We start from the raw sequence: 22,361 nt of genomic DNA, 5'->3' as shown, positions 1-22,361 counted from the left end.
CCCGTCGGCATGTGAGGGAGGAGCAACGACGCGATGCGACGCGGATCGGCCGCCGCGGCGACGGGAGGGGATTGTTTCACGTGCTCTCAGCGCGCCGCCGCCACCCGCGCGTCACCCCGGGCGAACTGCGCGACCGCGCGGGTGATCCCGGACGCCACCTCGTCCTGGTAGCGCGCCGAGCCGAGGCGCTGCTCCTCGGCGCGGTTGGAGATGAACCCGGTCTCGACCAGCACCGCCGGCATGCGCGCGCCCAGCAGCACGTAGAACAGCGCGCTCTTCACGCCGAGGTCCTTCACGTCCCCCACCCGCGAGCGCACGCCCGCGCACACCTCGCGCTGGACGAGCTGCGCGAGCCGGCGCGAGCTGTCCGCGCTGGCCTTCGCGTCGAGGTCGCTCAGGATGCGCGCCACCTCCGACGGCGCGTCCTCGGCGTCGAGCCCGTTCTCGCGGGCGGCGAGCCGGGCCGCGTAGCGGTCGTCGGCCACGTTCAGGAAGTAGGTCTCCACGCCGGCGCGGACGCGGCGCGGGTGGGCGTTCGCGTGCACCGAGACGAACAGGTCGCCGCGGGCGGTGTTCGCGAGCGCGGTGCGCTCCTCGAGCGCCAGGAACCGGTCGTCGCGCCGCGTCAGCACCACCTGGAAGCCCTCGGCCTCCAGCTTGCGCGCCAGCCGCCGCGCGATCGCGAGCGTCACGTCCTTCTCGCGCACGCGGGTCGGGCCGATGGCGCCGGGATCGTGGCCGCCGTGCCCGGCGTCCACCACGATGCGACGGATGGGCCCGAGCTCGCCCTCGCCGGCGGACGGGCCGGCCTTGCCCGCGGGCGCGGCCGGGCCGGGCGCCGGCGGCGGCTCCGGCGCGCGGGTCGCGCCGGCGATCGCCTGGTGGATGGCGGCGTGCGTCCCGACGTCCACGATCAGGCGCGGCGGATCGTCGAGCGTGAAGAGCTGCACCTTGTCGTCGCCGGGCAGGTCCAGCACCACGCGCACGGTGTCCGGGCCGTTCTGCGCCGCGCGCACCCGGTCCACCTGGTCGCCGGCCACGGCGCGCTCGACCGCCTTGCCGTCGAGGTGCGCCGGGCGCAGGTCGAGCGCGAGCCGGCGAGGGCGGTCGCCCTCGGGGGCGAGCTCCAGCTTGTGCCAGCCCACCCAGTGCGACAGGTAGATGGCGACGCGGGTGTAGTCGCCGCTCGACCAGGCCCGGACCTCGGACACCGTGGCCGTGCCCTCCCCGCCGGACTCGCCGAGCGGCATGGGCCGGGCGGGCTCGCCGCGCAGGTCGGCCAGGGCCGCGTCGAGCGCGGGCTCCGGGGCGGGCTCCTCGTCGGCGTCGGCGGGCTCCGGCTCGGGCGCCGCAGGGGCCGCGGGCGCGGGCGCCGGCGCCCGCTTCGGCGCGGCCCGGGGCGGCGCGGCGGCGCGCGCCGGACGATCGTCGCCGGCCTCGCGGCGGATCGCGGCGGCGAGCGCGGGCGCGTCGCGCGAGCCGAGGCGCGTCGCGCGCGCCGCGAGCCGGAGCGCCTCGTCGCGATCCGCCTCCACCGCGGACCAGCGGTACAGCGCGTACCGCGCGCGCGCCGCCTCGAGCAGCGCGGCCGGCGCGTCCCTCCCGCGCGCCGCCTGCTCGAGGCCGCGGATCGCCTTCTCCCAGTTGTGGCGGTAGCGGCGCCGGTTCCGGTCGCGCATCAGCGCGGACATCGCGGCCTTGGCGTCCTCCAGCCGGCTCGCCTTCGCCCGGGCCGCGGGCTTCTTCGGCGCCGGGGCCGGGCGCGCGCGGGCCGCCGTGCGCCGCGGTGCGTCGTGCTTCGCGGCCGCGGGCGTCCTGCCGCGGTTGCGCGCCGCCGGCGCTGCCTCCACCGGGGCAGCGAGCATCAGCACGGTGAGCAGGACGGCGGCGCGGCGCATGGGAGGGCGAATGTCCCCCCGCTCGATATCTCCGTCCAATTTCCGGCCGCCGGCGCGCATCCCATGCCCGGGGGCCATCCCGACCGGCCCGGGACGCTGCCCGGGCGCGCGCGGCGGCGGTATCCTGGCCCGTCCACACTCCGGGGAGGCCTCCGATGGCGAGCCAGAAGCGCGTGGGCGTCGTCCTGTCCGGCTGCGGGTTCCTGGACGGCGCCGAGATCCACGAGGCGGTGTGCACGCTGCTGTCCCTCGACCGCCGCGGCGCGAAGCTCGTCGCGACCGCGCCGGACGTCGAGCAGCTGCACGTCGTCGATCACGTGAAGGGGGCGCCGGCCGACGGCGAGCGGCGCCGCGTGCTGGTGGAGGCGGCCCGCATCGTGCGCGGGCGGATCACGCCGCTCTCCGCGGTGTCGGGGCGGGACCTCGACGCGCTGGTGTTCCCGGGCGGCTTCGGCGCGGCCAAGAACCTCTGCAGCTTCGCCGTGGAGGGCCGGGCCATGCGCGTGCTCCCGGAGGTGGAGCGGATCGTGCGCGAGGTGCGCGGCGCCGGCCGGCCCATGGGCTTCATCTGCATCGCCCCGGTGATCGCGGCGCGCCTGCTCGGGCCCGAGGGGGTCAAGGTCACGATCGGGAACGACCGCGACACCGCCGCCGCGATCGAGTCCTGGGGCGCGCGCCACGTGGACTGCAAGGTGGAGGACGCGGTCGTGGACGAGCGGCTGAAGGTCGCGAGCACGCCCGCCTACATGCTCGGGCCCTGGATCGCCCCGGTGGCGACCGGGATCGACAAGCTGGTCTCGGCGGTGCTGGAGATGGCCTGACGGTCCCCTCCCGGCGGGAGGAAAGGCCCTGAATTGATGCACGTCAACCGGGGATGCCGGTCAGGGCCCCCGTGCGACAATTCTTCCGGACCCCCCTGAATATCGAGTAATGTCGCGCGTCCGATAGCCGGGCGGGCTGGTCCGCCCCGATTCCGAGGAGCCTCTCGTGACCAAGTACCTCGCTGCGCTGTTCGCCGCACTGACCATCTCCGTCGTCGCCGTCGCCGCCGAGCCGCCCGCCACCCTCACCCTCCAGGCCAAGCCGGGCAACGTGACGTTCCCGCACAAGGCGCACGCCGACAAGCTCGGCAAGTGCGAGACCTGCCACGCCACCGCGGCGGGCGGGAAGATCGAGGGCTTCGGCAAGGACAAGGCCCACGGCCTCTGCATCGAGTGCCACAAGAAGGAGGCCAAGGGCCCGACGAAGTGCGCGGAGTGCCACAAGAAGGCGTAGCCCGCACCGCTTCGCCGCCGCACCGAGGGGGCCGCCGCGCGCGGCCCCTTTTCATTTGCTCCGCTTTGACCCTGCGTGCGGGCGCGTGTGCTCAATCCACGCCTGCGCGCGCGCGCGCATGCGCGCACTTGCCGCAGGCTCCCCGGAGAATGCGCGGGCTAGAGTGCCCGTCCAATTCGCGACGGGAATGGACCCGTCCGCTCTCACCAGGGGTACATCCCAATGAAGCTCCTCGCTTCGATCGTGGCCGCCTTCGTGCTCACCGGCTCCGCCATGGCGGCCGCGCCCGCCGCGCCGACCGTGCTGAAGGCAAAGAACGGCGACGTGACCTTCAACCACAAGACCCACGCGGCGGTGAAGTGCGAGACCTGCCACGCGACCGCCGCCGGCGGCAAGATCGAGGGGTTCGGCAAGGAGAAGGCGCACGCGACGTGCATCGAGTGCCACAAGAAGGAAGCGAAGGGCCCGGCGAAGTGCGCCGAGTGCCACAAGAAGGCGTAGCGATCCCGTCGGCCGGGCTTCCCGGTCACGACCGCAGCGCGAGGGGGCCGGGCGACCGGCCCCCTTCCTTTTTCCCTACTCCAGCGACTTCTTCCAGCCGGCCAGCAGGTTGAGCGCGTCGAGCGGGCGGAGCGCGTCGAGGTCGATCGCGCGGATGGCCTTCGCGACCTCCTCCGCGGCCGGGTCCGCCGCCGCCCCGCCGCCGAACAGGCCGAGCTGCGCGGCGGACGGGCCGGCGCGGCGCCGCCGGCCGCGCGCCAGCGCGGGGTGGCCGCCCTCGTCCACCTCCATCGCCTCCAGGTTCTTCAGGATCTCGCGGGCCCGCGCCAGCACCTCGGCCGGCAGGCCCGCCAGCTTCGCGACCTCGATGCCGTAGCTGCGCGACGCGCCGCCCTGGACGAGCTTGCGGAGGAAGACGACGCGGTCGCCCACCTCGCGCACCGCCACGGTGAGGTTCCGAACGGCCGGCCGCTCGCGCGCGAGGTCCTGCAGCTCGTGGTAGTGCGTCGCGAACAGCGTGCGGCAGCCGGTCACGTCGTGGAGGTGCTCCGCGACCGCCCAGGCGATGGACACGCCGTCGAACGTGGAGGTGCCGCGGCCGATCTCGTCGAGGACCACCAGCGACCGGCGGGTGGCGTTGTGGAGGATGGCGGCGGTCTCGGTCATCTCCACCATGAACGTGGAGCGGCCCCGCGCCAGGTCGTCGGAGGCGCCCACCCGCGTGAAGATCCGGTCCACCAGCCCGATGCGCGCGCGCCGGGCCGGCACGAACGCGCCCATCTGCGCGAGCAGCACCACCAGCGCCGCCTCGCGCATCACCGTGCTCTTGCCGGCCATGTTCGGCCCGGTGATGACCAGCAGCGCGCCGTGCTCGGCGCACTCCGGCGCGTCGCGCGAGGCCACCAGGACGTCGTTCGGCACGTACGCGGCCGGCCCGTCCGGCAGCACCGCCTCCACCACCGGGTGGCGCCCGTCCACGATCTCGAGCGCCTCGGACGCGTCCACCTCGGGGCGCACGTAGCCGCGCTCCGCCGCGACCCGCGAGAGCGACAGGAGCGCGTCCGCGGTGGCGACCGCGTCCGCCGCGGTGCGCACCCGCGGCGCCTCGGCGGCGACCGCCTGGCGCAGCGCCTCGAACAGCCGCTCCTCCAGCGCCGCCCGCCGCTCCTCCGCGGTGAGGACCTTCTCCTCGAGCGTCTTCAGCTCGGGGGTGACGAAGCGCTCGCCGCCGACGGTGGTCTGCCGCCGCTCCCAGTCCTTCGGGACGAGGTGAAGGTTCGGCCTGGTGACCTCGAGGTAGTACCCGAAGACCTTGTTGAAGCGGACCTTGAGCGAGCCGATCCCGGTACGCTCGCGCTCCTTCGCCTCCAGGGCGGCGATCCACCCCTTGCCGTCCTCGGCGATGGCGACGATCTCGTCCAGCTCGGCGGAGTGGCCGCGGCGGATGATGCCGCCCTCGCGCAGGGTGGCCGGCGGCTCCTCCGCGACCGCCGCGTCGAGGTGCGCCGCCAGCGCCTCCAGCCCGCGCAGCCGCGCGCCCGCCTCGCGCAGCCGCGCCGCGCCGCGCGCCTCGAGCACGGCCGCCAGCGCCGGCAGCGCCAGGAGCGCACCCGCCAGCGCCCGCAGGTCCCGCGCGTTCCCCTGCCCCAGCACCAGGCGCGAGAGCAGCCGCTCCAGGTCGGCGACCGGCCGGAGCGCCAGGGCCAGCTCCTCGCGGGCCACCGCGGCGCCGGTGAGCTCTTCCACGGCGTCGAGCCGCGCCCCGATGCGTGCGAGGTCGGTGAGCGGGTAGCGCAGCCACTCCGCCAGGCGCCGCCCGCCGGGCGCCGTCACGGTGCGATCCAGGAGCGCGAGCAGCGTCCCCTTCTTGCGGCCGCCGGACAGCGTCCGCTCCAGCTCGAGGTTCGTGCGGGTGGCCTCGTCGAGCAGCAGGACGTCGTCGGTGGAGAGCCGCGAGATCCGGTCCACGTGGCGCGGCGCCGCGCGCTGCGTGTCGGCGAGGTAGGCGAGCGCGGCCGCGGCCGCGGCGAGCCCGAGCGGCAGCCCGGAGACCCCGAAGCCGTCCAGGCTCGGCACGCCCAGGTGCTTGCGCAGCCGGTCCTCGGCGCGCTCGAACTCGGCCGCGTCGCGGCGGGCCGCCGGCGCCCCCACCGCGCGCGCGATCGCCTCGGCCCGCGCGCCGTCCGCCGCGCTCGAGAACACCAGCTCGCGCACGCCGGCCCGGCGCAGCTCGTCCACCAGCCGCTCGTCGCCGTCCACCTCGCCGCACTGGAGCTGCCCGGTCGAGGCGTCGAGCAGCGCCAGCCCGGCGCGCCCGTCGTCCAGCGCCACCGCGCCCAGCCAGCTCGCCTCGCGCGGATCGAGCACCTGGTCGTCGAGGACCATGCCCGGCGTCACCACCCGGGTGACCTCGCGCTTCACGAGCTGCGACTTGCCCGGCTCCTCGACCTGGTCGCAGATCGCGACCTTGAAGCCCTTCTCCAGCAGGCGCGCCACGTAGCCCCGCGCCGCGTGGTAGGGCACGCCGCACATCGGGACCTTGTCGTCGCCCTTGGAGCGCGCCGTCAGCGTGATCTGCAGCGCCTCGGACGCGGTGAGCGCGTCCTCGAAGAACATCTCGTAGAAGTCGCCGAGGCGGAAGAACAGGATGGCGTCGGGGTACCTCGCCTTGGTCTCGAGGTACTGCCGCATCATCGGCGTGTGGGCCTGGGCGATCTCCGGCATGGGCGACCGCGTTTCTACCGCAGGCGGCCGTCATTGCCGAGCCCCTCGAGGCTCGCGCGCGGCGGCCCGGACCGGCTCGGGCGAGCCGGCCGCGAGCGAGGCGGCGCTGACGAACGTGAACCCGGCCTGGCGGACTCCGCGGACGATCTCGACCAGGACGGCCGGGTCGTAGTAGCCGTGGAAGAAGAAGCTCGCGAACCCGTCGCGCACCACGCGGTTCGCGCGGGCGTTCGCGACGAGCTCGGCCGGGAGCCGCGGTGGATGCCCGTTGAACGCCTTGGGGGAGTAGTTCCCCAGGTTCTCCGGCAGCACGTGCCAGCCGTACGCGTCGTTCACCTCGTACGGGAAGAACTGGCCCATGGAGCGCGCGGGCGGGCCCTTCTCGCCCCCGAGCACGCCCGCGAAGTAGAGCCCGCGGTGGTACGCGTTCGGGAACACACCGGCGAGCGCGCGCGAGTCGGCCGCCGACCCGGCGTAGTGCGGGTACTCGAAGATCGCCGGCCGGCCCAGCCCCGCCCGCTCCAGCTCGCGGAGGCCGCGGCGGGCGCGGTCGAGCGCCCACGCCTCGGAGTCGCCCGGGGCCGGCCCGTCGAGGACCACCCGGTCGTTCGCGTCCACGTGCGCGGTCCAGAACTCGAAGTCGTCGCCGGAGACGCCGGTGTAGGGCGCCGGCCGCGTCCCGAGCTGGTGGGTGTAGCCGTGCATGACCAGCGTGCCGCCCTTCGCCACCATGTAGCGGAGCGCGGCCGCCGCCTCGGGCACGTCGCTCCAGGTCACGCGCTGCGGCCGGCCGTCGTCGCTGTACGCCGCGCGCGGGTCCACGTAGACGGGGATCACGGCCACGGCGAACGGGACGCCCTCGGCGGCGAGCGCGTCCGCCAGCGCGCGCAGACGCGCCGGGTCGTCGGTGGGGAGCACGTCCTCGATCCGGACCAGCGCGCGGTGGCGCTCGGGCGTGCCCGGCGCGAGCAGGTCGAACAGCAGGTCGCAGAGCGCGAGGTAGCGATCGCGCTCGGTCGCGTAGGTGAGCGGGTTCTCGGCCACGAACGTGAGGTGGCCGCCCCGCACCGCCCACGGGAGCGTGCCCCCGCCCCGGGCGACGCCGGTGGCGAGCACGCGCGCGCCGCCGGCGGGCGGCAGGGTCACGCCCACCAGCTTCGCGTCGTTGTGGACCGCGTCGCGGGTGAGCTCGACCCCCTTGTACCTGACCGCCTCGACGCGCCGCGGATCGTACTCGCCGGGGAGGAACCCGAAGCGCTGCTGGAAGCGCTCGCTCCCGGCGTGCCGGGCGAGCGCCCACAGGTTGTCACCGATCCACAGCACCGGCGTCCGCTGCTCGAGGACGTCGGTCAGGAACGCCGCCGGGAGCGGCTCGTCGTAGGTGGAGCCCACGTACACGGCGGCGTCGTGGCGGGCCAGGTCGCCGGCCCGGTAGCGCCCGACCGGCATGGCGCGCCAGCGGCCGAAGTGGGAGACGAGGTTGCCGACCGACGCCGCGTAGAGCTCGCCCATCCACCCCCACGGACCGCCCTCGTCGTAGAGCACCAGCGTCGAGGCTGCCCCGTCGTGGCGGACGTCGGCGCGGGGCGCGCTCGAGCCCTCGGCGCGCGGCGCGCCCGCCGCGTCCTGCGCCCCGGCCGCCGCGCCCCAGCCGGCCAACGACGCCAGCGCCAGCGCAGCCACCCACCCTCCCCACCGCTCCCGCCGTCGCGTCGTCATGTGACCCTTCCCGTGTGGTCCTACCTGCCGTGCGGGCGCGGGACGAGCGCGCGCGGGCTCACGAACGCGTAGCCCGCCGCCTGGATGCCGCGGACGATCTCGGCGAGCGCCCGCGGGTCGTCCCTCGCGTCGAAGAAGAAGCTCGCGAAGCCGTCGCGCACCACCCGGCTCGCCCGCGCGGTGCGCACGAGGTCCTCCACCCGCCGCGCGCGCACCCCGCTCCCGCCGTACGGCGCGTAGCGCCCGAGGTTCTCCGGCAGCAACCGCCACCCGTAGACGTCGGTCACCTCGAACGGGAAGAGCTGCGCCACCGGCTCACCGCCCCCGTCCGCAGCGGGGCCGCCGAGCCGTCCCGAGAAGTAGAGGCCGCGGTGGTACGCCGCCGGGAACAGCCGCGCGAGCGCGGCGGACGCCTCGGCCGATCCGGCGTAGTGCGGGTACTCGAAGATCTCGGGCCGATCGATCTCGGCGCGCTCCAGCTCCCGCAGCCCGCGCAGCGCCCGGCGCCGGGCGCGCTCGGCGCCGTCCCCGGGCACCGGCCCCTCGAGCCGGACGGTGCCGGCGGCGTCCACCCGGCCGGTCCAGAACTCGAAGTCCAGGCCGGAGACGCCGCCGAACGCCGAGGGCGTGGCGTCGCGCTGGTGCGTGTACCCGTGCATCACCGGGACCCCGCCCCTGGCCAGCATGTAGCGGAGCGCGGCGAGCGCGGCGGGCGCGTCCGTCCACCGCACCACCCGCCGCCGATCGGGACGCCGGTCGTCCACGTACAGCGGGACGATCGCGACGCCGAAGGGCACGCCGGCCGCCGCGAGCGTGTCGGCCAGCTTCCGCAGCCGGGCCGGGTCGTCGGTGGGCAGGACGTCCTCGATCCGGACCAGCGCGCGGTGGCGCTCGGGCGTGGCGGGCGCGAGGAGATCGAACAGCAGGTCGCAGAACGCCAGGTAGCGATCGCCCTCGGAGGTCGCCACCAGCGGGTTCTCGGCGACGTAGGTGAGGCTCCCCGACCTGACCGCCCACGGCACCTCCGCGCCGTCCGCGGTCACCGCGGCCGCGATCACCCGCGCCGCGCCGCCGCGGACCGCGACGGTGTGGAGCGGCCCCGCCGCGTCGGCGTCCCGGGACAGCTCGACGCCCTTGTACCGCACGCGATCGACCCGCTGCGCCTCCGCGGCGCCCGGCGCGAAGCCGTATCGATCGAGCAGGCGCGCCCGCGACCCGGGACGCTCGAGCCCCTCGTCCAGCCACAGGACCGGCGGTGTCCCCCGGAGCACCTCGTCCACGAGCGCGGGCGGGGGCGGCGCGGCACCGGCCGTCCCGATGTAGATGACGGCGCGCGCGCGGGAGGCGTCGCCGGGCTGGTATTCGCGGACCGCGAGCGTCCGCCACGGACCGAAGTGCGAGGCCAGGTTCGCCGCCGAGATCGCCGACGCCCGGGCCAGCGCGGGATCGCCGTCGTCGTACAGGACCAGCGTGGCGAGGCCCGCGCCGGCCGCGGCGCTCACCGTCGACGCCGGGTCCGGGGCGCGGGCAGCGCCCGCCAGCAGCCACGCCAGGCATGCGAGCGCCACCAGCGAGATCGGGCGGCGCGTCGTCACGCGGGAGGGCACCGACCACGCTAGGAACGCCGCCGGGGCGCTTTCAACCCGCGGCGGGTGCGGCGACCGCCCGGCGGCGCCGGGTGCACATTTCCGTGCGTCCGTTCGCTGCACCGGCCGGACCGGGAGGCTGCCACGTCCACGCTCCGCACCTGGTCGGCCCGCGCCTGCCTCGCCGCCGCCCTGGCGACGTGCGGCGTCGCGAGCGCCGCGTCGCACGCTCCGCCGGCCCCGAGCCGGCGCGTGTGGGGCGTCACCGTCGACGATCCCTGGAACACCGCGCCGACGGTCCAGGCGCTGGCCCGCCTCCCGCGCCGCCCGACCGCGCGGATCGTGTTCGACCTGCGGCCGCGGGCCACCGATTACGCCGCGCCGGTCGCCGCCATCCGCCGCGCCGCCGACGTCATGGGCCTGCTGGTGGACTCCTCGGACCTGGCGAGCCTCCCCCCGGACGCCTACGCCGCCCGTCTCCACGAGTACCTGGACGCGCTCTGGCCGCTGGTGGACGTCTGGGAGGTCGGGAACGAGGTCAACGGTGAGTGGACGGGCGACAGCCGGACCGTCGCGGCGAAGGTGGCGCTCGCGCACGCCGCGGTGAAGGCGCGCGGGGGCCGCACCGCGATCACGCTCCACTACGACGGCGGGTGCTCCGCCACCACCCCGGACCGCGGGGCGTTCCGCTGGGCGGCCCGCCACCTCTCGCCCGGGCTCCGCCGCGAGGTCGACTACGTCTGGCTGAGCTACTACGAGGACGAGTGCCCGGGGACCAGGCCGGACTGGCGCGCGGTGTTCGGCCGCCTGGGCAGGCTGTTCCCGCGCGCCGCCCTCGGCATCGGCGAGTGCGGCGCGGAGGACGCCCGCCGCCGGCCGGGCGCGCTCGCGCGGTGCTACGGGATCCAGGCGCCGCACCCACGGTTCGTGGGCGGGTACTTCTGGTGGCACTTCAGCGAGGACATGGTCCCGGCGTCGAGGCCGATGTGGCGGTCGCTGGCCAGCCTCGTGCCCGGCGACGCGGAGGCCCACGCCCTGCCCGGCGCGCGGCCCGCCCGCTGAGTCGCCCGCCACGCGTCGCGCGGGCGGGGGCCCGCAGGGCTCGACGAGCGGTCGAGCGGGTGGATCCGAGGCCGGGGCGGCCCGCCCTCCCCAAGCCACCGCCGCGTCCCCACGTTTCACCCGTCGCACGGACCGAATTCCACGGATCGTCAAATGGGCGCGCCGCCCCGCACCGCTCCAGCCGGCCCGACCTCGCCTGACGGTGAAGGTCCGCGGGAGGCCGAGCCACCCCCGGCGCGCCGGCGACGACGCTGGGGGACGCTGACGGCGGCGGTCGCGACCACGCTGCTGGTGGTGGGCTCCCAGGTGATGCTCTGCACCGGCGCCACGCCGTGGCGGGACCTCCGCCAGCGCGGGCCGGCAGGAGCGGTCCCCGCGCCCGTCCCCCCGGGCGCCGCGCGCGAGCGTCGGGCGCCGCCGCCGCCGCCCTCGCTCTCGCCGCGACGGGCGCCGCGGCGGGTCGGGCCGGCGATCGTGCTGGCCGCCTGGCGGCCCGGGGACGTGGACCCGGCCCCAGGTGGCGGTCCCGCGGTCGGCGCCGGCGGCGGTCCCGGCGCGGGGCGCGCGGACGCGCCGGGCGGCGCAGCCGGCGGTGACCGGGTACCGGATGCCGAGGCCGCGGACGCCGGGATCGATCCGCTCGAGGCGGCGCAGCGGGCGCGCCTCGACGCGGGCTACGCGGCCGCGGAGCGGGGCGACGACGGCGCCGCGCGGCGAGCGTTCGCCGAGGCGGCGCGCGGTCCGCGGCGCGAGCTCGCGCGCCAGGCGCTGCGGGAGCTGAACGAGTCCTGGCTCGACGAGGCCTACCGGCGGAAGGCGCGCGGAGACCTGCACGGCGCCTGGGAGGCGTTCGCGGCCGCGGCCGCGGCCGGCGCGGACCCGCAGACCGTGGAGTCGGAGCTCGGCTACCTGGCGGTGCAGCGGGGTCGGCCCACGGAGGCGGCGCGCCACCTGCGAACGGCCGCCACGGGACCGGACCGGACGCTCGCCGGCGACGCCGACGAGGCGCTGGCCGCGCTCCCCCGCCACCTGACGAGCGAGGTGTACCTCGAGGCGTTCGGCTGGCGTCGCGCCCAGGGCGCCGCCAGGGGACGCTACCTCGTCCCGTTCGCGCAGCTGACGCTCCGGTGGCGGCCCGACCTCGCCCGCGACGTGAGCCTGTACGCCCGGCTCGACCTGGCGCGCGACTTCGGCGGCGGCGCGCCCGTGGGCGGGGTGCCGCCCAGCTACGCGGACGGCATGGTCGCGGCGGTGGGCGTGCTCTACCGCGCCTGGCAGGAGCGGCTGGACCTGTTCGCGCAGGCCGGGTCGGCGACGCGCCTGTCGCCCACCGCCGGCGACCTGCAGCAGGGCGCGACCCGGCTCGACCTGCGCGCCGGCGCGACGCTCGGCCTCGAGACCGACGGGTGCTGGCCCCGTCCCGCGCACGGCGTCGAGCTGGGGTGGCGCCCGTGCGCCGACGCGTGGTGGGAGGCGAGCGTGCTCCACCGCGACCACGACGACGGCGGGACGTTCCTGCGCGGCCGGCTCGGGGCCTCGCTCCTGTTCACCGGCCCGGTGGCGTGGGGCGTGGTGGCGGAGGGGCGCTCCGGCCTCGACGTCCACGGCGAGATCTACGGCCAGTTCGTGGACGCCGGCGCGGGCCTCCGGGCCCGCCTGCTCGCCCCCATCCACGTGGACGTGGTCGCGACGGTGAACCGCGGGCGCATTCTGGGCGTGGCGAAGCCCACCCCCGACCCGGCGACCTACACCGACCTGCGCCTGCTCCTCGTCACCTCGTACGAGCGCTCGCCGTGATCGATCCCGACACGATCGCCCGCGTCATGGCCGGACCGCTCGGCGGCGCCATCCTGCTGAACCAGCTGGACGAGCTCTTCATCGACGTGAACTACCTGGCGCGGCGCCTCCACCGGCGCTCGGCGACGGCGGTGTCCGCCGCGCTCCTCCGGCGGGTCGAGCCGAAGCGGACCGCCATCCTCCTCCCGGCGTGGCGCGAGGAGGACGTCATCGAGCGCATGCTCGAGCTGAACGTCTCCCGCATCGACTTCCCGCGGGATCGCTACGTCTTCTTCTGCGGGACCTACCAGAACGACCCGGCCACGCAGGCGCGCGTGGACCGGGCGGCCGCGCGGGGCTGGCCGGTGCGCAAGGTGGTGGTGCCCCACGCCGGCCCCACGTCCAAGGCCGACTGCCTGAACTGGATCTACCAGGGCGTGGTGCTGCACGAGCGGGAGCGCGGGACGCGCTTCGACATCCTGCTCATGCACGACGCCGAGGACGTGATCCACCCGCTCGCGCTGCGGCTCTACAGCCTGCTCGTCCCGAAGCACGAGTTCGTGCAGACGCCGGTGTTCTCGCTCCCGCTCGACGCCTCGCAGGTCGTGGCGGGGACCTACATCGACGAGTTCGCCGAGCACCACCTGAAGGAGCTCCCGGTGCGCCAGGCCATCGGCGGGCTCATCCCGTCCGCGGGCGTGGGGAGCGCGTTCGAGCGGCGCGCGTTCGAGCAGATCGCGCTCGCCCACGCGCAGCAGCCGTTCGACCCGGCCAGCCTCACCGAGGACTACGAGATCGGGCTCCGCTTCCGGCTCGCCCGGAGGCGCACGCACTTTGCGTGCTACCGGATCGCCGCCGACCCGGACGACCCCGAGGCGCCGGCGCGCGACGACCCCATCGCCACCCGGGAGTACTTCCCCGATCGCTTCCAGGCGTCCGTCCGGCAGCGCTCCCGCTGGATCCTGGGCATCTCCCTCCAGACCTGGGAGAGCGCCGGCTGGCAGGGCCCGGCGGCGGTCCGCTACTGCCTCTGGCGCGACCGGAAGGCGGTCCTCACGAACGCCCTGCTCGCCCTGTCCTACGCGCTGCTCGCGTACGTGGTGGTGCGCGTCTGGACCGCGGGGATGACCGGCGCGTCCTGGTCGCCGGCCCGCATCGTCCCCGCCGGCGGGGCGATCCAGGCGCTGCTGCTCGTCAACCTCGCCGGCTTCCTGCTGCGCGTGGGCGTGAAGATGGGCTTCGTGGGGCGCCTCTACGGCGCGCGGCTGGCGACGCTCTGCCTGCCGCGCCTGCTGGTCGCGAACGTCATCAGCCTGGCGGCCACGGCGCGCGCGGTGGTCACCTACCTGCGCCACCTGGTGACCGGCGAGCCGCTTCGCTGGGTGAAGACCTCGCACGCGTTCCCGAGCGCGGAGGCGCTCGCCGGCGGGGACGCCCAGGCCGCCGGTGCCGACGACCGCGGCCGTGCCGCCCGCAGCGACGGGCAGCGGGTGATCCCGCTCGTGCGCGAGGCGCGCCGGACCTGACCGGCCGCGCCGCTGCGTCGGCAGGCGCGGCGCTCAGCCGGCGAGGATCAGCTCGCGCAGGTCCCGCCACAGCGGCGACGAGCTCGGGACCATGTCCTGGCTGAAGTACCACCAGAAGTACCCGCCCACGAACCGCGGGTGATCGAGCTGCATGCCGTAGTACCGGCTCAGGTAGGACGGCTTCGAGGCCGCGTCGGCGGTGCCGCACTCGCCGATGCCGAGCCGCGCGTTCGGGAAGAGCTCCCCCAGCCGCGCGAACACCGCCGGCCAGTCGGGCTGCAGGCCGAGGCAGTCGTCCTCGTAGTAGCTCACCCACACGTAGTCGAGCCCCTCGCGCACCGACGCCGGCAGGTTCGCCTCCGCCCACGCCAGCATCTCGTGGTCGGCCGACGCCCAGCACCCCGCGTTCTGGTAGAGCGTCACGGCGGCCGGCCTCCCGCGCGCCTTCACGAGGTCGTACGCGCCCGCGACCTTCGCGACCACGTCGGCGGTCTCGCCGAGCCACTCGCCGTTGATCTCGTTCCCGACCTCCCAGACGTCCACCGAGCCGTCCAGGGCGTCGAGGTACTCGCGCTGCCGCGCCAGGTAGGCGTCCACCGGGAGGCTCCTCACCTCGTAGGAGTCCACCAGCTCGCCCATCACGTCGCTCACGGCGTGGATGGCGGGGAGGAGCGGCGCATAGTCGCCCGCAGCCTGGCCCAGGTCGAACACCACGCGCGCCATCGGCCGGACCGGCAGCCCCGCCAGCGCGTCCACGGTGGGCTGGAGGTTCCAGGGATTGTCCACCGTCACGCCCCAGATCCGGGGCGGCGACGCCGGGTCGGTGGGCGTCCCCGGGGTGCCCGGCGTGCCGGGATCGGTCGGCGTGCCCGGCGCTCCGGGGTCGCCGGGCGTGGCGGGATCGGTGGGGATTCCGGGCGCTCCGGGATCCGCCGGCGGCGGGACGGGCGGATCGGCCGGCCCTGCGCCGCTGCAGGCGCTCGCGAGCAGCGCGGCGACGCAGGGGGCGCAGGCGGTGCGGAGCAGGCTGGACATCGGGAGCGACCTCCGTGGACGGGGGGGCGCGAGGCGCGCGCGGTCGAGGGCGAGCCAGCGGCGCACGCGACGTCCATCCCACACCGCGGCGCGCCCGGGCTCGCGACGGGAACCCGCGGCGGCGCCGTTCGATTCCTCGCCCGCGCCCTCGCCCATCGCGCTCGTGGCCACCCCCGGATCCCGGTGTTACAGTCGCGGGCCATGCTCGGGCGGGCGTTCCAGGATCTCAACCGGCTGCGGCAGATCTCGGCCGCCATGGCCCGCCACGGCTTCGGCGCGTACCTCGAGCGGATGCGGCTGCGCGACCTGCTCGGGCGCGACGCGCCGCCGCCGGGAGAGCCCCTCCCGCCCCCGGATCGCAGCACCGCGGCGCGCTTCCGCACCATGCTCGGGGAGCTCGGGCCCACGTTCATCAAGCTGGGGCAGCTCCTCTCCTCCCGGCCCGACGTGCTGCCCTCGCACTGGGTCGACGAGCTCGAGAAGCTGCAGGACGCCTGCCCGCCGGTGGGCGTCGCCGAGATCCGCGAGGAGATCGAGCGCGGCCTGGGCCGCCCCGTGGAGACGCTGTTCGCCGCGCTCGATCCGGTCCCGCTGGCCAGCGCCTCGATCGCGCAGGTGCACCGCGCCACCACGCACGAGGGCGTGCAGGTGGTGGTGAAGGTCCAGCGCCCGCGCATCCGGGAGCAAATCGAGTCGGACCTGGCGCTGCTCCACGACCTGGCCGGCCTGCTCGAGGCGGTGATCGAGGAGACCGGCATCTACACGCCCACCGGCGTGATGGAGGAGTTCGACCGCACCATCCACGAGGAGCTGGACTTCTCGAACGAGGCCCGCAACGCCACGGCGATGTTCGAGGCGTCGGTGGGGCGCGAGTTCCTGGTGATCCCCCGCGTGCACCGGGCGCTCTCCTGCGGCACCGTGCTCACGCTCGACTACGTCGAGGGCGTGAAGGTCTCCGACGTCACCGCCGAGGCCGGGTTCGACCTCGAGCAGGTGGCCCGCAACGTCATCGAGGCGTCGTTCCGGCAGCTGTTCGAGGACGGGCTCTTCCACGGCGACCCGCACCCCGGGAACATCCTGGTGCTGCCCGGGAACCGCATCGCCCTGCTCGACTTCGGCCTGGTGGGCCGGCTGTCGCGCGTGCAGCAGGAGGCGCTCGTCACGCTGATCGTGGCGGTCGCGCTGCGCGACCCGGAGACCGTGGCGCGGGTGCTGAACCGGATCGGCGTCCCGGACGCGCGCGCGCCCATCACCGAGTTCCGCGAGGACATCCGCGCCATCCTCGACCGCTACCTCGGCCTGCGGCTCGAGGAGATCCGCAGCGCCACGCTGCTGCGCGACCTCCTCGACCTCGCCATCCGCCACCGCATCCGCATCCCCAAGGAGTACGCGGTGCTGGCCAAGGCCTCGGTCACCATCGAGGGCATCATCCGGCGGCTGTACCCGAAGCTCGACATCCTCGAGGTCGGGCTGCCCTACGCGAAGGAGCTGCTGCTCTCGCGCTTCAACCCGTCCGACGCGTCCGGCCTGGTGATGCGCTCGCTGCTCAAGCTCCAGGGCCTCGCCGAGGACGTGCCCACCCAGCTCTCGCAGATCCTGGTGGACCTCGAGGGCGGCAAGTTCCGCGTGAACGTCGCCTCCGACGCCATCGACCGGATCGGCGGCCACGTGCGCGCGCTCGCGGTGCTGGTGTTCCTCGGGCTGCTCGCGGCCGGCCTCACCGTGGGCGGGCTGGTGGTGCTGGCGAGCGGCGAGGGCCTGCTGGGCGGGCTCGCGCTGGGCGCGGCGGCGGTGCTGTGCGCGTTCGCGGCGGCGTACCACCTCGCCACGCTGCGGATGCGCAAGATCTCGCTGCGACGCTGGCTGAAGCGCTGAGCCGGACCTGCGCTCAGCCGCGCTCCTCCGCGCAGGCGAGCGCGGCGACCGTCCCCAGCCAGGCGAGGTCCACCGCCGCCGAGACGCCGGCGGCCGCCACGGCCAGCATCACCGTCGCGCCGGCCACCGCCAGGCCCGGGCCCGCGGCGACGGCGCCGGGCAGCGCGCCCCCGAGCCCCTCGACCAGCGCGGGCGCGAGCGCGCCGGCGAGGCCGAACGCGAGCGCGGCGAGCACGAACGTGCCCGGGCGCGCGAGCAGCCGCCGCGCCGCGCCCGCGAACGCCGCGCCGGCCGGCTCGTCGAGGAGCGCGGCGCGGGCGACCGCCGCGTCCACCGCCACCGAGAGCGCGACGGGCACCGCCACCGCGAGCGTCAGGGCGAGCGCGGCCGCGGCCGCGAGCGGCGCCGCGCGGGGACCGCCGCCCTCGCCGGCACCGGCCAGCCGGGCCGTGCCGAGCGCCAGCGCCGCGGCGAACAGGCCGCCCGAGAGCTCCGCCACCAGGCCCAGGAGCGCGGTCGCGAGCACCCTCGGCAGCCGGTACGCCACCCCGGCCGCGAACCGGTCCGGGCCCCCTCGCTCCCCGCCCATCGCGGCCCCCAGCGCCGGCAGCGCGCCGGCGAGCCAGGCCACCCGCAGCAGCGCGCCCGCCACCCGCCCGGCCAGCCACAGCCCGCCCGCGATCGCGAGCGCGCGCGGCGCCCCGGCGACCGCCGCCATGCCGCGCACCGGCGCGAACGGATCGAGCGGCGCGGCGCGCGCGGTCTGGAACGCGGCCTCGGCGAGGATCGCCCAGGCGAAGGCGAGCGCGGGCCAGCCGAGCGCGCGGCGCAGCCCGGCGACGGCGAGGCCCGGCGCGACGAGCCACGCCTCGCGGAAGAGCGCGCGCACGCCGAGCGAGAGGGCGGATCCGAGGGTGGGCGGCACGGCCGGACCGTATCCCCGCCCCGCGTCCCGGGCAACCGGACCGGCGGCCGGGCGTTTGCTTGTCTTCTGAACGCCGAGCCAGTATACCGATGTTCAGGAGGTGGCCCCATGGAAGGCCTCACCGACCGCCAGCTCGAGGTGCTCCGCTTCATCGCCTCGCAGATCGAGGACCACGGCTACCCGCCCACCATCCGCGAGATCGGCGAGGCGCTGGACATCCGCTCCACGAACGGCGTCAACGACCACCTCAAGGCGCTCGAGCGCAAGGGCTACCTCTCGCGCGATCCGGTGAAGTCGCGCGCGCTCATCCCCACGTCTGCGGCGCGCGAGGCGCTCGGCGGCGGCGGCGGTGATGCCGGCTCCAACGTGGTCCCGCTGGTGCGCGGGCCGGCCCGGCCCGGCAGCCGGATGATCGAGATCCCCATCGTCGGCCGCGTGGCCGCGGGCATGCCGATCCTCGCGCAGGAGCGCGTCGAGGACACGGTGCAGGTGGACGCGTTCCTGCTCGGCACGAACAAGAAGGTCTACGGGCTGCGCGTCCAGGGCGACTCGATGATCGGCGACGGGATCCTGCCCGGCGACTACGTGTTCGTGAAGAAGCAGCTCAACGCCGACGACGGCGAGATCGTGGTCGCGATGATCGACGACGAGGCCACGGTGAAGCGCGTCTACTTCGAGGGCGACCGCGTGCGCTTCCAGCCGTCCAACCCGCGCATGGCGCCCATCTACGTCCGCCACTCCGACTTCCGCAGCACCATGATCCTGGGCGTGGTGGTGGGCGTGTACCGCAAGCTCACCTGACCGCGCGGCGGCCGAGCCGCCGGGCGACGCTCGTACGTCCGCCACCTGCGACGGGTCCTGCCCACCAGGGCGAGCCCGCCCTCGGCTTACCTTGCCCTTCCTCCACGCCTATCTTGCGCACAGGTCCTACGGACCCTGCGGAGGGGAGGCGGCATGGCGAGGTCGAGTGGCAGGCTGGACGCCGCGCGCAAGGCGTACCGGGAGGCGCTGGAGGCGGCACGCGCGCAGCCCACGCCGGAGGCGTGGGCCCGGCTGCTCGCGGCCGGGAAGGAGCTCTCGGCGGCGGAGGACCCGCGGTCCCGCAGCAGGCGCGGGCGCAGGCCCGAGCCGCGAGCGGCACCGGAGGGCGGGGCCGAGGTGGCGGATCACATCGAGGGGATCGAGTAGCGGCGGCGCCGCTGGCCGGACGTGCGGTCGAGGGGGTCGCACGTCCGGTCACCGGCGCGCCGTGCCGGGCCAGCGTCACTGCCGCGTCTTGGCCTGGCGCACGTAGCGGTCGAGGTCCTCCCGGTCGATGAGCGAGAGGATCTCGATCTCGTTCTGTCGCTCGCCGCGCCGGTACAGCAGCCGCACGTCGGTCGCGACCCGCACGCGGTAGTAGCCGGGCAGCCCCTCCAGCGGGAGCGCGCGGAGGCTCGGGTGGCGGTGGTCCTGCGCGAGCAGCGCCGCCTGCTTGAACGCGGCGCGCTGGATCCGGCGGTCCCACCCCGCGAGCGAGTCGTAGAACTCGCGGGTGTAGACCGGCATCAGCCACGAGGCCGGCGCGTCCTCCGGCTCGTCCGCCTCGACGCCCGCCGCCGCCGGCGCGCCGGCCGGCGCCGCTTGCGCCGCCGCGCGCGCGTCGCGCAGCGCCGTCTCCAGCTCCGCCTCGCGCGCCGCCTGTCGCGCCACCTTCGCGTCGAGCGCGGCCACCCTGCCCTCCAGCTCGCGCGCCGCGGCGCGCTGCCGGGCCGCCTCGGCGGCCGCGTCGGTGGCCTGCGCCGCCGAGAGCGCCGCCTCGGCCCGCTCGCGCGCCCGGGCGGCCGCGTCGGCCGCCTCGCGCGCGCGCGCCGCCTCGTCCACCGCCTGCGCCGCGCGGGCGCGCGCCTCCTTCAGCCACTCCTGGAGCTTCTCGCGCTGCTCCTCGCCCTTGCGCCGGACCGACTCGACCTGCTGCTCGGCGCGCTCGAGCGCCTTCTCCAGGGCCTGCACGCGCGCGGCCGCGGCGGCGGCCTCCTGCTCCGGCGAGGGCGCCTTCGGCCCCGGCCCGCGCGGCGCGGCGCCCTCCGGCGCGGGCCCGTAGTACTCCTTCGCGAGCTGCTCCAGCACGGGCAGGGCGCGCGCGCGCACCGCCGGGACCGGGTCGGCCAGCACGCGCCAGAGCGCGAGCGGCAGGCCGTGGTCCGAGCTGCCCACCGCGAGCAGGTCGTCCGCGTCGCGCGGCTCGAGGTGCGTCTCCGGCAGCGGCATCCCGCCGAACTCCTTGCGGAGCACGTCGAGCGCGCGCGCGCGGGTGGCGGGCGCGGCGCGGATCTCGTCCGCGAGCACGTCGCAGCGCTCCACGTCGGAGAGCGCGTCGGTGCGGAACCCGGGCACGGTCAGGCCGAGGTCCTTCACGAGCGCCCGCGTCTCGTCCGGGAGGAGCGCCACGTAGAGCAGCACCGACAGGCCGTCGCGCGACAGCTCGTGCAGCGGCGCGTCCCCGGACGGATCCGGGAGCGGCAGAGGAGGCGGCGCCGCCGCGGGCGGACGCGGGGCGCGCCGGGGCGCCTTCGCCTTCGCCTTCGCGGCCCCCGCGGCGGGCGCGGCGGCCTTCGCCGACGGCCTCGCCTTCCCGGGCTTCCTCGGCTTCCCGGCCTTCGCCGCGGTGGCCTTCGCCGGCTTCGCCGTGGGGGCGGCCACGGGTTACTGCGCCGCCTCGCGGACCTCGGCCTGGTACACCGCGCCGGGCGGAATCTTCCAGGCCTCCGCGACCGGCATCGAGACGTGGAACGAGGCCGGGACCGACGATCCGCCCGCGCCCCGCACGTTCACGCCGAGATCGAGCTCGACGGTGGCGGCCTCGCGCGGCAGCAGGTCCACCCACCAGGTGCCGAACATCACGCCCGGCGGGAAGTCCTCCACGAAGCGCTCCGCGTCCACCAGCTTCTGGTACGGCTCGCCGGGGCCGCTCATCTCGCCGTACGGCTTCCCGGCGGCGTCGAGGAAGCGGAAGCCGATCTTGTCGAACGACACCGGGGAGACGACCCGGGTGACGGTGCGGTCGCCGGTCTTCTCCCGGTCCACCAGGCGCGGCGCGCCCCACAGCGCGAAGTCGATGCGCAGCCCGGGGCCGCCGCCGGGCGACGCGCCCGGCTCGACGGCGACGAGGTCGAGGCGCAGGCCGTTCGCCTGCACCGACTGCACCGGCGCCCAGCGGGCCTTCAGGAGCGCGGCGCGCCCGTCGGCGTACTTCTGGAAGTCCTCGATCGCGGCGCGGTCCTTGTCGGCGACCTTGCCCTTGCGCTCCGCCTCGGCCGAGGCGAGCGCCGTCGGCGCGGGCTCCACGCCCGGGAAGCGGGCCCGGATCTCCTTCAGGCCCTCGTGGTACCAGCCCAGCAGCGAGGTGGCCTCGTCGGACCACTGCCCGGCGCGCTCCGGCGGCAGCGCGCGCGCCAGCGCGGCCCGCTCGGCGAACTCGCGCTTCAGGCGGGCGCGCTCCAGGCGCGACTCGGCGGCGGACTGCGCGGCGCGCTGGCCGGACAGGACCGAGGCGCCCCCGAGGATCGCGAGCCCGAGCGCCAGCGCGACGATGAGCAGCTTCTTCATGGGTTCACTCCGTGCCGGCGACCAGGGCCTCGACGCTGCGGACCCCGGTGCGATCGACCTCGTACAGGTAGGCGCGGGCCCTGCGGACCGGCTCGTCGGCGGTCCGCGACGCCGACCCCGCGCACAGGACGGGCGTCGGCCCGGCCGCGCCGGGGAGGTCCACCCGGAACGCGGTGTGGCGGTGCCCGTGCAGGACCGCCGCCACCGGGACCTCGGCCACCAGCCGGACCACCTGGTCCGCGTCGGCGAGCGGCATGCGGCACACGTGCGCGTCGGACGGCACGCGCTCGGGCGGGAGCACCACGTGGTGGTGGAACGCGAGCAGCACCGCCCGCCCCAGCCGCGCGTGCTCGCGGGCCAGCTCGCGCGCGGCGCGGAGCTGCTCGCCGCCCAGGCGGCCGGGGGTGGTCCAGGGATCGTCGCCGTAGCGTGCGCTGTCGAGCGCGACGAGCACCGCCTCGTCGCCGAGCGGGACCACGTGCGGATACGACGGCGCCGCCTTCTTCATGCCCTTGCCGTCGGGGCCGAGCGCGCGCAGGAACCGGCCGGTCTCCACCGACTCCTCCGTCCACACGTCGTGGTTGCCGGGCACCACCGTGAGCTTGCCCGCCTCGGCGAACGGCCGGAGCAGCTCGGCCGCGCGCTCGAACTCGCGCGGCTCGCCGGAGAACGTGAGGTCCCCGGTGACCACCAGGTGGTCCACCCCGATCTCCCGCAGGGCGTCGAGCAGGCCCTTCGCCAGCCGCGTCGAGTGGCGCTCGCAGTCGCGCGCGGTGAAGCCGTTCCGCGGGTAGCGGCTGCGGTCGGCCACGTGCAGGTCGCTGATGTGACCGAGGCGGAGGATGCGGGCTCCTGGGAGGGGTGCGCGGAA

General features: G+C 76.1%; 18 protein-coding genes. 9 read left to right on the top strand and 9 right to left on the bottom strand.

Annotated features, from left to right (window positions below; all coding sequences use genetic code 11):
• Nucleotides 1-86 precede the first annotated feature (86 nt).
• On the bottom strand, nt 87-1,898 hold the full coding sequence (locus ANAEK_RS10835) for an N-acetylmuramoyl-L-alanine amidase (RefSeq protein ID WP_012526189.1): 1,812 nt from the start codon (nt 1,896-1,898) through the stop codon (nt 87-89).
• A 155-nt stretch (nt 1,899-2,053) separates the two neighbouring features.
• Here ANAEK_RS10835 and elbB point away from each other — a divergent pair, with 155 nt between their 5' ends.
• From elbB to ANAEK_RS10820, 3 genes are all read left to right on the top strand, one after another.
• Nucleotides 2,054-2,719, top strand: coding sequence for an isoprenoid biosynthesis glyoxalase ElbB (elbB, locus tag ANAEK_RS10830; protein WP_012526188.1), 666 nt, complete (start codon nt 2,054-2,056; stop codon nt 2,717-2,719).
• Between the two features lie 166 nt (nt 2,720-2,885).
• Nucleotides 2,886-3,173, top strand: coding sequence for a cytochrome c3 family protein (locus tag ANAEK_RS10825; RefSeq protein WP_012526187.1), 288 nt, complete (start codon nt 2,886-2,888; stop codon nt 3,171-3,173).
• Nucleotides 3,174-3,395: 222 nt separating this feature from the next.
• A complete protein-coding gene (locus ANAEK_RS10820) occupies nt 3,396-3,674 on the top strand; it encodes a cytochrome c3 family protein (RefSeq protein WP_012526186.1) in 279 nt (92 codons plus the stop codon).
• 75 nt (nt 3,675-3,749) lie between these two features.
• Here ANAEK_RS10820 and mutS read toward each other — a convergent pair whose 3' ends face one another.
• Genes mutS through ANAEK_RS10805 form a run of 3 tightly spaced genes read right to left on the bottom strand, consistent with a single transcriptional unit; the run spans nt 3,750 to nt 9,712 of the window.
• Nucleotides 3,750-6,398: a DNA mismatch repair protein MutS gene (mutS, locus tag ANAEK_RS10815; protein WP_012526185.1), complete on the bottom strand. Its 2,649-nt coding sequence runs from the start codon at nt 6,396-6,398 to the stop codon at nt 3,750-3,752.
• 30 nt (nt 6,399-6,428) lie between these two features.
• Complete coding sequence (locus tag ANAEK_RS10810; RefSeq protein WP_232288431.1) at nt 6,429-8,117, bottom strand: DUF2334 domain-containing protein; 1,689 nt, start codon at nt 8,115-8,117, stop codon at nt 6,429-6,431.
• 20 nt (nt 8,118-8,137) lie between these two features.
• A complete protein-coding gene (locus ANAEK_RS10805; protein ID WP_232288430.1) occupies nt 8,138-9,712 on the bottom strand; it encodes a DUF2334 domain-containing protein in 1,575 nt (524 codons plus the stop codon).
• Nucleotides 9,713-9,955: 243 nt separating this feature from the next.
• Between ANAEK_RS10805 and ANAEK_RS10800 the strand changes: the two genes are divergently transcribed.
• The 3 genes from ANAEK_RS10800 to ANAEK_RS10790 all read left to right on the top strand — a co-directional run bounded on the left by ANAEK_RS10800 (nt 9,956) and on the right by ANAEK_RS10790 (nt 14,067).
• The gene (locus tag ANAEK_RS10800; RefSeq protein WP_012526182.1) at nt 9,956-10,765 is read left to right on the top strand and encodes a hypothetical protein; all 810 of its coding nucleotides are present in this window, start codon (nt 9,956-9,958) and stop codon (nt 10,763-10,765) included.
• Between the two features lie 294 nt (nt 10,766-11,059).
• Nucleotides 11,060-12,562 (top strand): hypothetical protein, encoded by a 1,503-nt coding sequence (locus tag ANAEK_RS10795; RefSeq protein WP_232288429.1) that lies wholly within the window; start codon nt 11,060-11,062, stop codon nt 12,560-12,562.
• Nucleotides 12,559-14,067: a glycosyl transferase family protein gene (locus tag ANAEK_RS10790; RefSeq protein WP_012526180.1), complete on the top strand. Its 1,509-nt coding sequence runs from the start codon at nt 12,559-12,561 to the stop codon at nt 14,065-14,067. The genes ANAEK_RS10795 and ANAEK_RS10790 overlap by 4 nt, the downstream gene beginning before the upstream one ends.
• A 33-nt stretch (nt 14,068-14,100) precedes the next feature.
• Here ANAEK_RS10790 and ANAEK_RS10785 read toward each other — a convergent pair whose 3' ends face one another.
• Nucleotides 14,101-15,102, bottom strand: coding sequence for a hypothetical protein (locus tag ANAEK_RS10785; protein ID WP_012526179.1), 1,002 nt, complete (start codon nt 15,100-15,102; stop codon nt 14,101-14,103).
• Nucleotides 15,103-15,303: 201 nt separating this feature from the next.
• On the opposite strand from ANAEK_RS10785, the gene ANAEK_RS10780 reads away from it, so the two are divergent.
• A complete protein-coding gene (locus ANAEK_RS10780) occupies nt 15,304-16,977 on the top strand; it encodes an AarF/ABC1/UbiB kinase family protein (RefSeq protein WP_012526178.1) in 1,674 nt (557 codons plus the stop codon).
• Between the two features lie 13 nt (nt 16,978-16,990).
• Here the strand turns inward: ANAEK_RS10780 and ANAEK_RS10775 are convergent, their stop codons facing one another.
• A complete protein-coding gene (locus tag ANAEK_RS10775) occupies nt 16,991-17,902 on the bottom strand; it encodes a hypothetical protein (protein ID WP_012526177.1) in 912 nt (303 codons plus the stop codon).
• Between the two features lie 108 nt (nt 17,903-18,010).
• On the opposite strand from ANAEK_RS10775, the gene lexA reads away from it, so the two are divergent.
• Together lexA and ANAEK_RS10765 are read left to right on the top strand one after the other, a co-directional pair.
• Nucleotides 18,011-18,703, top strand: coding sequence for a transcriptional repressor LexA (gene lexA / locus ANAEK_RS10770; protein WP_012526176.1), 693 nt, complete (start codon nt 18,011-18,013; stop codon nt 18,701-18,703).
• A gap of 153 nt (nt 18,704-18,856) precedes the next feature.
• The gene (locus ANAEK_RS10765; protein ID WP_012526175.1) at nt 18,857-19,090 is read left to right on the top strand and encodes a hypothetical protein; all 234 of its coding nucleotides are present in this window, start codon (nt 18,857-18,859) and stop codon (nt 19,088-19,090) included.
• Between the two features lie 75 nt (nt 19,091-19,165).
• Here ANAEK_RS10765 and ANAEK_RS10760 read toward each other — a convergent pair whose 3' ends face one another.
• The 3 genes from ANAEK_RS10760 to ANAEK_RS10750 are packed head-to-tail and all read right to left on the bottom strand — an operon-like array spanning nt 19,166 to nt 22,301.
• The gene (locus tag ANAEK_RS10760; protein ID WP_012526174.1) at nt 19,166-20,584 is read right to left on the bottom strand and encodes a type II toxin-antitoxin system RelE/ParE family toxin; all 1,419 of its coding nucleotides are present in this window, start codon (nt 20,582-20,584) and stop codon (nt 19,166-19,168) included.
• A 3-nt stretch (nt 20,585-20,587) separates the two neighbouring features.
• Nucleotides 20,588-21,490 (bottom strand): hypothetical protein, encoded by a 903-nt coding sequence (locus ANAEK_RS10755; RefSeq protein WP_012526173.1) that lies wholly within the window; start codon nt 21,488-21,490, stop codon nt 20,588-20,590.
• A 4-nt stretch (nt 21,491-21,494) separates the two neighbouring features.
• The gene (locus ANAEK_RS10750; RefSeq protein ID WP_012526172.1) at nt 21,495-22,301 is read right to left on the bottom strand and encodes a metallophosphoesterase; all 807 of its coding nucleotides are present in this window, start codon (nt 22,299-22,301) and stop codon (nt 21,495-21,497) included.
• Between the last annotated feature and the right edge of the window lie 60 nt (nt 22,302-22,361).

Source organism: Anaeromyxobacter sp. K (assembly GCF_000020805.1).
Classification (GTDB): Bacteria; Myxococcota; Myxococcia; order Myxococcales; family Anaeromyxobacteraceae; genus Anaeromyxobacter; species Anaeromyxobacter dehalogenans.
This window is presented reverse-complemented; position numbering and strand designations above follow the sequence as displayed.

Coding starts and splice junctions, on each gene's coding strand:
- ANAEK_RS10780 (WP_012526178.1), top strand. CDS start 15,304: ATGCTCGGGCGGGCGTTCCAGGATCTCAACCGGCTGCGGCAGATCTCG.
- ANAEK_RS10755 (WP_012526173.1), bottom strand. CDS start 21,490: ATGAAGAAGCTGCTCATCGTCGCGCTGGCGCTCGGGCTCGCGATCCTC.
- ANAEK_RS10785 (WP_012526179.1), bottom strand. CDS start 15,102: ATGTCCAGCCTGCTCCGCACCGCCTGCGCCCCCTGCGTCGCCGCGCTG.
- ANAEK_RS10820 (WP_012526186.1), top strand. CDS start 3,396: ATGAAGCTCCTCGCTTCGATCGTGGCCGCCTTCGTGCTCACCGGCTCC.
- ANAEK_RS10835 (WP_012526189.1), bottom strand. CDS start 1,898: ATGCGCCGCGCCGCCGTCCTGCTCACCGTGCTGATGCTCGCTGCCCCG.
- ANAEK_RS10765 (WP_012526175.1), top strand. CDS start 18,857: ATGGCGAGGTCGAGTGGCAGGCTGGACGCCGCGCGCAAGGCGTACCGG.
- mutS (WP_012526185.1), bottom strand. CDS start 6,398: ATGCCGGAGATCGCCCAGGCCCACACGCCGATGATGCGGCAGTACCTC.
- elbB (WP_012526188.1), top strand. CDS start 2,054: ATGGCGAGCCAGAAGCGCGTGGGCGTCGTCCTGTCCGGCTGCGGGTTC.
- ANAEK_RS10810 (WP_232288431.1), bottom strand. CDS start 8,117: ATGACGACGCGACGGCGGGAGCGGTGGGGAGGGTGGGTGGCTGCGCTG.
- lexA (WP_012526176.1), top strand. CDS start 18,011: ATGGAAGGCCTCACCGACCGCCAGCTCGAGGTGCTCCGCTTCATCGCC.